Consider the following 13,078-nt stretch of genomic DNA (forward strand, 5'->3'; position numbering starts at 1 on the left):
GACGTCGGGGAGGCGGGGCACAACAAAGGGCGCGTTGTTTGGAACGCGCCCTTGGGTTAATCTCGGCTTGATACCTTGATTACCAGGCCCGGCGGTAGCCGAGCGTCAGCGACCAGGGGCGCTCGTAGTCCGAGGCCTTGTTGTATTCATAGTCAAAATACACCTGGCTGCGCGCGTCGATCAGGTAGCCCACGCCCGCTCCGGTCTCAAACCGCCAGCCGTCGAACCAGGGCTGGTAGCTGCGGCCTTCCACATGGACTTTGCCTCCGTGGCTGTCGGTTTTCACCATCGCCACTTTCACGTAGGGCTGCCACCGGCCGTAGTCCGCCCCTGTGCGCACTTGCCCGCGGTATTGCCACGCGTCCGAGTCGCTGATGCGCACTTCGAGATCCCGGCTCACTCCGTTCGACACGGTGTAGTCCGCCCCGTTTATCCAGGCCACCGCCACTTGCGCGGAGGGTTCCACCCAGTAGATCCCGTTCATGAAGCGCCGGCCGGCCTCCACCGAGATGCTTTGCACGTGGTTCGTGTATTTGCCGCGCGAGATGAAGCCGTCCACTCCGCGCGCGTTGAGTTCGTTGGTCGAGCGGCCGACTCGCAGCGTCGCGTCCACGAACCAGGCGTTGTCGTAGAGCCACAGGCCGTAGAGGCCCAGGCCGAGCGTGTTGGTGTCTCCGTCGCCATACTGGTTGCGCGAGTCGTCGAAGGTGCGCTCCGAGCGGCTCATGCCGAAGAACGCTCCCGCAACGAGCATCGCCTTTTCGCGGCGGAAGATCATGTCGCCGCCCGCCGTGATTCCGTAGCTGTCCTGCTCAAAGCTGCTGCCCGCGAGGTCCGGCGCGCCGTTGAGCCGGTAGTTGTTCACTCGCGCCCACACGTTGCCGCTCGAGGTCGGCAGGTTCACCCGGATTTCTCCGAGGCGCTTGTGCACGTTGTCCAGCCCGTAGTGCCAGTCCGCACCCATCACTCCGGCGGTCAGCAGGATCGCGTCGGCCGCGCGGCTGAGCGCGTCGCCGCCGGTCAGGTAATACGAGTCGCCGTTGGGCATGATCAGCCCGCCGTCGCCTTTGTAGAGTTTGTAGGTGTGCATGCCCGACTCCACTCCGTCGGAGTCAAACTCCGCGGTGCTGCCGACTCCGAGCTTGACGACTTCGAGCGCGTATTTGCGCTGCGGGTCGCTGAGCAGCGAGGGGTCGGTGGTCGGGTCGAAGTAAACGTAGTGCGTGCCGCTCGCCAGGCCGGCCACCGTGAGCGTGTCGCTCTTTTTGCCAACGAGGTCCACGTTCATGTAATGCGTTGTCGTGCCGTCGAGCTCGCCCGCAACCGTGAGGTTGGTGTAGGCCGTCGCCGTGCCGTTGTTCGTGCTGTAGCGGATCACGCCGTTGTCGCCGTAGAGGTTTTTGATGCGCTGGTTGTTGTTGTTCAGGTCCAGCGTGCCGTCGAGGAGAAACACGACGTCACTTTTGCTGATCGCGTTGGTGGTGCCGGTGCGCAGCGTGCTTTGAGCCACGATGGTCACGCCTTCGTAGTCTTGCACTTTTTGGATTGCGAGCGTGCCGCTGCCATAGGTCACCACGTTGCCCGAGCCGCTGATCACGCCGTCGTAGATGACTTCGTCACTGCGGTTGAAGCTGAGCCAAGCACCGTCGTCCACACGGGCGTTGGCCGCGATGGTGGAGGAATACCAGCCAGTGGTGTCGCCGCCGCTGGCAGTGCCGCCGATCACCAGTTCGCCGTTTTCAACGACGAGGCCGCCGTCGATTTTGTTCGCGCCGGTGAGGTGGGTCGTGCCGTCGCCACGCTGGATGAACACGCCGGCGCCGGTCACGGTGCCGCCGTAAACGAGGTCGTCGGCACGGTTGATCGTGAGCGTGCCGGAGTTGGCCACAGCGCTGGCGTCGTCGATCATGCCGGAGAGCCCGCCGCTGCCGAGTTGCAATTGCGCGCCGGTGCCGATCGTGGTCACGCCGGTGTAGGTGTTTTCGCCGGTAAGCGTCCACTCGCTGTCGTCGGTGAGGGTCACGTTGCCGGTGCCGTCGATCTCTCCGGAGAGTTCAAGGCCGGTTTCGGTGTTCGCCACGGTGAGCGTTTTGTCTCCGAGGCGGATGTTGCCCAGGCCGTTGAGGTTTTGCAGGCGTTGGTTGTTGCCGCCGAGGTCGAAGCCGGTGTCGACGGTCGCGAGGGTCACCTTCGTGCTGCTCGCGATCACGTCCGTGACGCCGCCGATAATCCAGGCCGACTCGTTGATGAACGTCGAGCCGGTGTAGTCGTTGCCGGTGTGCGCGAGGGTGATCGCCTCGGCGCCGCGGAATTCGAAGCCCGCGCCCGCGCCGGTGAGTTTCGCGCTGAGTGTCTTGTCCAGCGAGCCGGTCGGGTCGAGGATGATCATTTCGGTGGCGTGCACCGACTCGATCGAGATCAAGCCGTAGTTGAGCACGATGTCGCCGCCGCCGCTGCCGTCGGCTTTGTGGATGGCGTTGTAGCCGTAGCTGTTCACGCCAACCGGATTGAGGCCGTTCTGGCCGAAGCTGATCGTGCTGGTGCCGGAAGGCAATGCGTTGCCGTCGCTGTCAACCATGTCGAAGGTCGCGCCATCGTAAATGCTGCTGGTTGCGCCGTGCACGATGGTGCCGGAGAGCAGCGTGTCGGGAGGGATCACGTCCATGTCGAAGACGTTTTGGTTGAGTCCGTCGCCGGGGGGCAGCGGCGGGTTGATGCCCGAGAGTGTTTCGGTGTCCACGCCGATCTTGCTTCCGCCCGCGCTGCTCATGAGGTTGTCCACGTCGAGCCGGTAGGGCGGCAGGCCCGCGGCGGTCGTGTCGGTCTTGGCGAGGAGGGTGCCGCCGGCAAGGTCGAGCCCGCCGATGATGCGGTTGGCGTCGAGCGTGGTTTCGCTGTTGGCGTTGAGTTTGAGCGTCGCGTTTGTGAGCGCGGGTTCCGAGGTGGCGAGGTCGAAGACCGTCTTGTGGCCGTAGGCGCTGCCCACGCCGACCGTGCCGCTGAAGGCCGTGCCCATCGCGGGGTCGAGCGCGAAGGTGACGTCGGGCGCGTTGACGGTCGCCGTGCCGATCAGGTCGAGCAGGCCGTCGCCGGTGAGCGGGTTGACGAGCGTCGTCGTGCCGCTCGTGTTGGCCGTGCGCACTTCGAGGATGGCGTCGGCCTCAATGTTCACATTCGAGCCGTTGAGCTGGTATTGGTCCCAGTCAACGACGAGCTTGCCGGCGTCCACCGTCGTCATTTGCTGCGCCATGTTCAGGGTGAAGCTCTTGTCGAGTGTCCACGTGCCCGCCCCTTGCTTGACGAGCGTGCCGGTAAAGTCCGTGTTGCCGGTCACCGCGTTCGAGTAGAGTTGCTCCGTGCCCGCGTCGCCGTTGAGCGTCAGTAGCGAGGAGGCGCCCGCGATCCGCAGGTTGCCCGCCAGCGTGCTGCTGTTCCACAGGTTCACTTCGTTCGCCGCGTCGGCGTTGAGGTTGACCGCATAGTTGCCGCCGCTGATCACACCGCCGGTCGTGTTCGTAAGCGTGACGGCGGTAGTGCCGATGGAGCTCACACCGGTGGCCGCGCCGGCGATTGTGCCGGAATTCATGATGGTGCCGCCCTTGCTAAGGGCGATTCCGGTGGTGCCTTGGATCAGGCCGGTGGATTCATTGGTGATCGTGGCGAGGTCGCTGGCGACGATGCCTATGCTGTTTGCGCTGATGATCGTGCCGCTGTTCGCAACCGTGCCGCCACTTGACAGGGATACCGCAAAGCTTGTCGCGTTGATGAGCGCACCGGCGGCATTTTCCACCACCGCAAAGCTGTTGTTTGCGGAAACGCCGTAGTTGCCATTGAGCGTGCCGGTGTTTTGCACCGTGCCGCCGTAAACAAGTTCCACTGCGTTATTGACGCCTTCGATGAGGCCGCTGTTCGTCACCATGCCGGAAACCGTGTCGATCTTTACGCCGTCGTTGCCAAGGCCGATGATCGTGCCGGTGTTCGTCACCGTGCCGCCGCCGGAAAGTTCCACGCCGGTGATCCCGCCTTGCACATAACCGCCGGTATTTTCAACCACGGCGAGGGCGACGGCGGTGACGCCGGTTTGTGACGTGCCGATGATCGTGCCGCTGTTGGTGACGGTTCCGCCGCCGGAAAGCTGCACGCCGATGTTGCCGCCCTGGATAAGGCTGGTGGCTGCCGTGTTTTCCACCAGCGCGGTCTGGATGGCAATGACGCCGATTTGCGAGTCGCCGATGATCGCGCCGCTGTTCGTCACCGTGCCACCACCGGCCAAAGTCACGCCGATCTGGCCGCCTTGAATGAGACTGGTCGCGGTCGTGTTTTCCACCAGCGCGGTCTGGGTGGCAATGACGCCGATTTGCGATGTGCCAATGATTGTGCCGCTGTTCGTCACCATGCCGCCGCCGGAAAGCAATATGCCGGAGTTGCCGCCCTCGACATAACCGCCGTTATTGGCGATTTCCGCGAGGTCTTTCGAATAAATGCCGGCGGTGCTCCCGCCGATGATCGTGCCGGTGTTGGTGATCGTGCTCGAGCCTTCAATGTGCACGCCGGTCTGGCCGCCCTGCACATAACCGCCGGTGTTTTCAACTTCCGCATCGGTGTCGGAATAAATGCCGTAGTCGCTCGTGCCGAGAATCGTGCCGGTGTTGCGCACCTTGCCGCCGCCGCCCAGCCACACGCCGTTCATGCCGCCCTGGATTTGGCCGCCGGTGTTTTCCACCACGGTGATGCCGGCGTCGGCGTAGATGCCGCTGTCGCTATCGCCAAGGATCGTGCCACTGTTTGTGACCGTGCCGCCTTGCTTGAGTTGCACGCCGATGTCGCCGTTGATGTAACCGCCGGAATTGTTGGTGATCGTGGCGGTATTATCGGCCTGAATGCCGACGGTGGCACCAAGGATTGTGCCACTGTTGGTGACTGTGCCACCTTGCTTGAGCCACACGGCGATGTCACCGCCCTGAATGAGGCTGCCAGCGGTTGTGTTTTCGACCACAGTCTCTGAGCCAGCTTCGATGCCGAAGTTGCCGCCGTTGATTGTGCCGCTATTCGTGACTGTGCCGCCCGCCGCGAGATTCACAGCGGTGTTGCCGTAGATGAGCCCGCCAGTGTTTTCAACCCAGGCCTCGCCGACGGCATCAATGCCGTAGGTGCCGCCATAGATCGTGCCGCTGTTGACAACCGTGCCGCCTTGCATGAGCTGCACGCCGGTGTCGCCGTCAATTTGCCCGGCATTGATGACGGTGCCGCTTTGCAGCGAGACGCCATACCAATCCCCGTAAATCCAGCCGCCTGCGGCATTGTTGACGAGGGTTGAGATACTGGCGGAGTCTTTCGCCAATATGCCGTTATAGCCCCGAATGAAGCCGCCGGCGAGGTTGTCGACCACGACTCCGTCTTGCTCGATATAAATGGCGGCGCCGTTGAAACCTTCAATGGTGCCGGAGTTGCTGACTGTGCTGTCCCGCCCAACCATGCCCATATCGGCAAGGACCACGCCATCCACGCCGCCCTTGATGAGACCGCCGGTGTTGTTGGTGATATCCACACGGTGCTCGGCATGGAGGCCCACGCCGTCCACGCCGATGATCGTGCCGGAGTTGGTGATTTCGCTGCCATCGGAGCTCATGCCGAGATACACTCCCGTGCCGGTGCCTTGGATGAGGCCGCGGTTGGCGAGATCCGCCCTGCCGTCGGAATAGATGCCGGTGGATTCATTCGTGGCGCTCGTGTCGATGCCGATGATCGTGCCGTCGTTGGCAAGATCGATCGATCCGGAGTTGTCCGTCTTGATTCCGTATTGGTCGCCTTGAATGAGGCCGCCAGTGAGATTGGTGCCCGTGACCGCGCCGCCGGTGGCATGGATGCCTATGCTGTCGGCCCCGGTGCCAATGATCGTGCCGTTGTTTGCGAGGTCGACTCCGGTGGTATGTATGCCGGCTTCATTACCCTGGATGAGGCCGTGGTTGATCACGTTGCCGCCGTTGAATTGCGCGCCGGCTGTCTCGCCCTGAATGAGGCCGCGGGATTCGTTGGTGATGGTAACGGTGCTGCCGTCGACATGCACGCCGTAGCTCGTGGCGGCGTTCGTGCCGAGGATCGTGCCGGAGTTCGCCACCTCGCCGTCGCCGGCGAGGTGCACGCCGGCGTAACCGCCGGTGATGAGGCTTTCGACCGCGGCGTTATTGACGACGGTTTCGCCGCCGACGCCGCCGTAAACACCGATGCCGTTGGCCGTGTCGAGGCCCTCGATGGTGCCGAAGTTGGTGACCGTGCCGCCGGCCTCGAGCGTGACGCCCGTGGTTCCGCCGGTAATGGTGGCGTATTGGTCGTTGCGGATGTCGACCGGGCTGCCTGTCGCATGGATGCCGTGGCTGTCGGCCGCAGTGCCCCGGATGATTGAGTTGTTCGTGTTGTGCACCGTGCCGCCAGCGCCGAGTGTGATTCCCGCGGCGCCGCCCTCGATCAGGGCGTTGTTGGTGATGTCGGCGATGTTGCCGGTCGCATTGATGCCGTGGCCGGTCGTGCCGATGATCGTGCCGGAGTTGGCAATGGTGCCGCCAGCGCCGAGTGAGATCCCCGTGGCGCCGCCCTCGATCAGGGCGTTGTTGGTGATGTCGGCGGAGGCGACGGCATTGATGCCGTGGCCGGACGTGCCGGTGATCGTGCCGCTGTTGGTCACCGTGCCGCCGCTGAACATAGCCACGCCGGTCTGGCCGCCTTGGACGATGGCGCTGTTGATGATCGTGGCGGAGCCGTGAGTCTCAATGCCGGTATTGTTAATACCGACGATCGTGCCGCTATTGGTCACCGTGCCGCCGGACATATACACGCCGATATTGCCACCTTGGACAAGGCTGTCCGCGGTGGTATTTTCGACAACCGTAACGCCGACGTCCGCTGAAATGCCGCGACCGCTGGATGAATGACTGCCGATGATCGTGCCGGAATTGGCCACGGTGCCGCCCTTGGCAAGACTGACGCCGGTGCCGGCGGTGATGGAGCCGCCCGCGTTGTTCGTGATGAGCGTGACGTTGTTGTTGGAATAGACGCCATAATTGGCCCCAGCGGTGCCGCCGGTGATTGAGCCGGAGTTCACAACCGTGCCGCCGGCAGTCAGACTGACGGCGTTGTTGCCGGTGATATAGCCGCCCGCGTTGTTCGTGATGAGAGTGGCGTTGCTGGCGGAATAGACTCCATTATTACTGCCACCAGTGATCGTGCCGGAATTCGCAACCGTGCCGCCGCCGTTCAACCTGACACCGGTGTTAGCACCCTGAATCAGGCCGCCGGCGTTGTTGGTCACCAGTGTGGCGTTTCTGTCGGAAGCAAGTCCATAAGTGCTATTGCCGGTAATCCTGCCGGAGTTCTCGACCGTGCCGCCGGCATACAGCCAGACAGCGGTGTTACCGGAGATCGAGCCGCCAGTGGTGTTGCTCACGAGCGTGGCATTGTTGCCGGACTGAATTCCAGACGTGGTGCCGACGCCGGCGATCGTGCCCGCGTTCGCGACCGTGCCACCTGCGTTCAGTCTGATGCCGGCGCCACCGCCAAGGTAACCGCCCGCGTTGTTCGTAACGAGCGTGGCTTTGTTGTTGGAGGTGATTCCCGCTCCCATATTGCCGCCCTTGATCGAGCCGGAGTTGGTGACGGTGCCGCCTTGGACGAGATTGATGCCGTGGGTGCCGCCGGTGATGAGGGCGCCGGACTCGTTGGTGACGGTGATCACACCGTTTTTCGCCTCCACGCCGGTGTCAGCCGTGCCGATGATGGTGCCGGAATTGCCGAGCGAGCCAGTGCCGACGAAGGAAATGCCGACGAGGCTGCCAACGGGCGCAAGGGTGTTGGTGTAAACATAACCGTTCGCCAGGGTCAGCGCCGTGCCGGTGACATTGATGCTGCCCGTGCCGGTAAGCGTGGAATTGATTTCGAGGTAAACGCCACGGTTGCCGGTGATCGCGCCGTCGTTGCGCAGCGTCGTGGCACCGCCGGCGTAAACACCGCCGTCAATCGTGGCGCCTGCGTTGTTGGTGACCACCGCCGCGCCACCGTTGACGCGCACCGCGTAGTTGTTGGTGCCGGAAATGGTGCCGGCATTGGCGACGGTGCCGCCCGAACGAAGCACGACGCCCGAGTCGCCACCCGAAATCAAGCCGCCGGTGGCATTGTTCATAAGAGTGTTGGCGCTGCCGGAGTAAACGCCCATGCTGTTGGCTCCGATGCCGGTGATGGTGCCGGCATTGTTCACCGTGCCACCGGCTTCGAGACTCACGCCGATTTCGCCGCCCGAGATAAGGCCTCCAGAAATGTTGCTAACGCGCGTGGCGGCGTTGTTGGAATAAACGCCGGCACCACCGGCGTCGGTGGCGCGGATCGTGCCGACGTTGGTGACAATGCCGCCATTCACGAGACTCACGCCGTAGGTGCCGCCGGTGATGACACCAGCCGAAGCATTGTCGATCAGGGTGTTGATGTTATTGGACAGGATGCCAACGCTGCCAGTGCTGGTAATGGCGCCGACATTGCGCACCGTGCCACCGCCATTGAGCCACACGGCCCTGTTAGCGCTTTGAATCACACCACCCGCATTGTTATCGACGCGGATGCTGGTCTGGCCATAGACGGCGCTGGAAGAGCTGATGCTATTACCGATAATCGTGCCGGAATTGAGCACCGTGCCGCCGACGGCAAACGAAATGCCGCCCTCTCCCCGGATCAACCCGGCGCTGTTTATCAAACTGCTGGCGGAAGAATTCACCGCATAGTTGGACAATCCATCCGCAAGGGCGCCTGAGCCGATTTGCAACTCCACGCCGTCAGTCGAAATCCTTATGGCAGCCGTCCCGGACACCCCGGTGGCAGAGCCGGAACTCAGGATATGCGTGCCGGAGGGGGTGGCATCATAGTTGGTGGTTCCACTGACGATGGAATACTCAGCCGCCGACAGTTGCACGGCAAGGGTCGCGAGTGCCGCAGACAGGCAAAGCGCAAGGAGGCCTCGCGCACGGCTGCGAACCAGTTGGTGTGGTTTAACGTGATTTAGCATGTTCATGAAACGAATAAAATATCGGTAAAAATACAATTACCACGGCTCATATTATAGGAAAAATCCATTGGCAATTATCTATTTTAAGAAAATGAAAACCAATTTCATGAAGGAGAGGGGATATCCTGAACGAGTGTCGATAAGAATAAGGAAACCAAGGAAATAGACATAATACCGACATCCGGAACCATCCATGCCGGGCAAATCGCCCGCCCCCGCCCTATTTCCGCGATCCGCGCGCGAATGCGCGACGGAAGAGCGCAAGCATGAGGAGTGCCGAAAAATAATACAGCCCGGGCGCGCCGCCGCCGCCGGAAACATCATCGCCACCCAAATCAGACTCGCCCGTGCCGTAACCCCAGCCCCAGCCGTTGTTACCGCCGACGCCGATCACGGCCTCGTTGCTTGTCATGGATCCTTTGATGTTGGAAACATGCACGGTATAGCGGCCCGCATGCGGTTCTTGAGCGCAATCAATCTTATACTCAGCGTTTGTGGCGTCCTTAATATCCCTGCCATCCTTTCGCCATTGGTAAAACACTTGGTCAATATCCGTCCTTACTCTCAATGTTATTGCACTGGTAACTTGGTAATGCCCCGACCTCGGATGGGTCACAATAAAGGGGGGCTTGCCGGGAACCGATCCATAACTTGCCATAGTCGCCGCTTGCTCGCGAAGAACCCGGGCATTGTCCGCGGCCCTTGGCTCGCCTGCGGGCACACCCGTCGGAACACCATGAAACTCGACCGAGGGATTGCTGAAATAATCCTCTCGCATGGAGCCCTGATACACGTTTGCGTAAGACATCACCGTGCCCACCGTGCCACTCGTGTAAAGGGGTGCCTCGAAAAGGTGTCCATAATGATAGTTTCCATCATCGTCGGTGGCGCTTGTGGCGGACTCATCCCTGTCGTGGCGACAACCAAAGTTGTGAGCCAGTTCGTGCGTCAGCGTTTGATAATCCGCGCCATAATAAACAACCGAATAGCGCCCGTCTATCTGGGCCATCCCGGCATAGGTGGAATCCCTTTTCCCAAAATACAAGAGCATCTGGTCGGCACCGTGGTATTGAGCCCTGCGATAGACATAGGAGCCCACCGTCCCCTGCTGATTCGACATGGCTGAAAGCGCGCCCATGGGGTCGGGATCTTCATCGGAATCATAGGCAGGAATTTGATAAACTCCCGCAAAATTCCACCGAAATGCATCCACGCCACTGTTTTCAAGTATCTTATTGCTACGGGCGATCTGGGTTATTGCCTGCGACTTGATCGTTTCCGCATTGCTGCCAGAACGGGCAAACGCTGTTTGATCATAGAAAAAAACCACATCCACATTGCGCGTAGACGCAGCGGCAACAACTGACTCCGACTCATTTGCCAACACATGCGCTTCCGGTTGCGATTGAGTGTCCGCCACGTGCGATGTCGCCGCGCCCGAAACGACAACATCGCACGCCCCGCGCGTGGGTTCCCTGACAAGGCTGCGCACGGATGCCCCGGTTGCGTAATAAATGACATTATTGCCCGTATGGGGATCGGTTGTTTCAACATACCAAGTGTCCGCTGTCGCCACAGTAACGAGAAACGCCGAGGCGTCATTGGCATCGGAACGTCCACTCCAAATGGTGCGCCCATGCTCCTCGCGCACGGAAGTCATGGCGTAATCAACTGTGCGCCCGCCGGGAAAAGCGAGCGTCAGCAATTCCGGCGTGTAATCGCTCCACTTGGTCACGGGCTGTGATAGATTGGGAAGGATTTCGCGCACATCAACCATGACAGCGTCATCGAACATCGACGGCGGCTGGGAGGAATGTTGTTCGGCGTCCCTATTTTGTCCGGACACGCCATCGTCATAAATCCGTGACAGGCTGGCGGCAGCGGACAATGACATCATTCGCTCGTCGGCCTTCGCATCGACCAGCGACTGCGAAGGCGTTATCGGCATTGCCTGTTTTCCGGCCTGCCATAGTATGCAGAGGGCACTAGCAATGCACAGCGCCATCACGACGCCAGCTGCCAATCGTTGTCTGGTTTTGTTTTTCACAGGCGGAAGCACGGGGCTATCAATACACGTAAGTCGATTCTTCCTTGACCACGGGACGCGGGAGCAGGCCGCTGCCGAACTCGAAGCGGATGCCGCCGATGCCGGGTTCGTCCGCCTTCGCGACGATCTTGAAGGAAACCGAGCCGCGCGCCTTCAGGCTTATGTTTTTGATCGTGATGGTGCGACCGGAAACCTCGGCGCGCATGTTCTTCGTGACCTCGACCACGCTCATGTTGGGCGCAAGCGTAAACACGGCGTCGCTGGTGAGTTCGCGCATGGGGCTCTGGTTGGTGATCTTGATGCTGTAGGTGACGCGGGTGCCGGTCTTGACCGGGTCAACATCGTCCACGATCTCGGTGAGCACGCCGGGCGCGCCTTCCCACTCGGTGGTCGCGGAGGCGTGCGCGGTGCGTCCCGTGGCGAGTTTCGCGCTGGCGACCGCGGTCAGTGTGGCGGGGCGTTGCGCGGAGATCTGAACTTCGCGAATCGTGCTCTCTCCGGGAGCGAGGCGGTCGATGGTCCAGGACACATGGTTGCCACTGACAGCGCCGCCATAGGAGGAGCCGATATAACGCGCGCCCTCGGGGATTTCGTCGGTGAGCTGGATGTTTTCAAGGACGGTGTCGCCCTCGTTGGTGAGCTTGATGGCATAGCCGCCCGTCGAAAAAACGAACGCTCGGTCAGGGCCGGTCTTAGTGATGGAGACCTTGGATTCGACGATGGAAACATGCGCGACGGCGTTGGCCTGCACATGGTGCGTCGAGTAGGCGTTGGCGCGATTGTCCCACTCGCCCTTGATGCCGGCTTTCACGGGGACGTCGATGATGCGGGTTTCACCGGCAGCGAGGGTGCCGACCCTGTGCGTCACGACATTACTGCTGCGATCGGGGCCGTAGAGGCCGGCGGGCAGCGTATCGCTGACGATGACGTCGCGCGCGGGCGCGTTGCCGACGTTGGAAACGGTGAGACGGAAGTTGATGTCGTCGCCGAGCTCGGCCTGCGTGGGGCCAGTCTTGGTGAGCTCGAGTTTCGGAGTGCCCGCGAAGATGGGGAGTCCGAGCGTGGGGACGACGGCGACCTTCGTATTGGTCACAAACCAACCACCTTGCGTCGGGCGCACGGTGATAACGATGTCCTGCGAAGTGCCGCGGGTCATGTTGGGCCATGTCCACATGTAGGATCCGCCCTTGGTTTCGGCGGGCGCGGGCTCGGCGCTGACGTATTCGAGACCGGCGGGAAGATTTTCAAGGACGCGAATCTGCTCGATGTCGCCGAGCGCCTCGACACGGATGCGATAGCGCGCCATCTCGCCCACGACGCTTGTGGATTCGACGAGTATCTTGTCCACCGTGTAGAGATCGGAGCCGAAGCGGGACGGAGCGGTCTCGGGCTCGGGCGGACGTGGATACGATGGCTGGGCAACATCAGCGCGCATCGGCGCAACAAGCGCAAAAAGAACCGCGAGGATCGGGAAAATGGAGCGGAGTTTTGTAGTCATTGTGATTTTTTCGATGAAATGGATGGAGGGCCGAAGGGCGACACAAATTGTCGATTATCGACGGCGTTTGTTATGAATGCGCCACGCATACCATTGGGCAACCCAGAGGTTATAAAAAAACATGCCGATCCAAAATATGATCGCCGCAATGGAGGCCACTGTCACCTCCCTGCGGAATGCCACGATAAAACCCACCATGAACAGCGATATGAGAGCGAGGACGAAGGTGGCCCGCACTTCCCGCCAATAGAGGCTCTTCCAGCGATTATACGGCGTGTTCATGCCAAAGGGCGCTCGGGTGCGGTTGCCCTGCTGGGGGCTGATCGGGTGGGTTTTTTTGAAATGGGACCATTGCAGCCAAACGGCGGCGACGGCGATCAAAAGAGCGATGATCGCAACAACGGCGTCGATGACCCAAGGTTCCACCGGCAGGGCGGAAACGGACTGTGTAGCCAATGTAAGCATATATTATTTTGGACGGTTCCGT

At 61.3% G+C, this 13,078-nt stretch carries 4 protein-coding genes; all 4 read right to left on the reverse strand.

Going from position 1 to position 13,078, the window contains the following annotated elements:
• Positions 1 to 79: 79 nt before the first annotated feature.
• Complete coding sequence (locus CKA38_RS03635) at positions 80 to 9,046, reverse strand: hypothetical protein (protein WP_152032654.1); 8,967 nt, start codon at positions 9,044 to 9,046, stop codon at positions 80 to 82.
• Positions 9,047 to 9,266: 220 nt separating this feature from the next.
• Entirely contained in the window at positions 9,267 to 11,093 is a 1,827-nt protein-coding gene (locus tag CKA38_RS03640) for a M12 family metallo-peptidase (RefSeq protein WP_152032655.1), read from the reverse strand.
• Positions 11,094 to 11,112: 19 nt separating this feature from the next.
• The gene (locus CKA38_RS03645; RefSeq protein WP_108824273.1) at positions 11,113 to 12,591 is read right to left on the reverse strand and encodes a DUF11 domain-containing protein; all 1,479 of its coding nucleotides are present in this window, start codon (positions 12,589 to 12,591) and stop codon (positions 11,113 to 11,115) included.
• Between the two features lie 54 nt (positions 12,592 to 12,645).
• Positions 12,646 to 13,047 (reverse strand): hypothetical protein, encoded by a 402-nt coding sequence (locus CKA38_RS03650; RefSeq protein ID WP_236919139.1) that lies wholly within the window; start codon positions 13,045 to 13,047, stop codon positions 12,646 to 12,648.
• Between the last annotated feature and the right edge of the window lie 31 nt (positions 13,048 to 13,078).

Origin of the sequence: Ereboglobus luteus (assembly GCF_003096195.1) — a bacterium.
In the GTDB taxonomy this organism is placed as follows: domain Bacteria; phylum Verrucomicrobiota; class Verrucomicrobiia; order Opitutales; family Opitutaceae; genus Ereboglobus; species Ereboglobus luteus.

Coding starts and splice junctions, on each gene's coding strand:
- CKA38_RS03635 (WP_152032654.1), bottom strand. CDS start 9,046: ATGCTAAATCACGTTAAACCACACCAACTGGTTCGCAGCCGTGCGCGA.
- CKA38_RS03645 (WP_108824273.1), bottom strand. CDS start 12,591: ATGACTACAAAACTCCGCTCCATTTTCCCGATCCTCGCGGTTCTTTTT.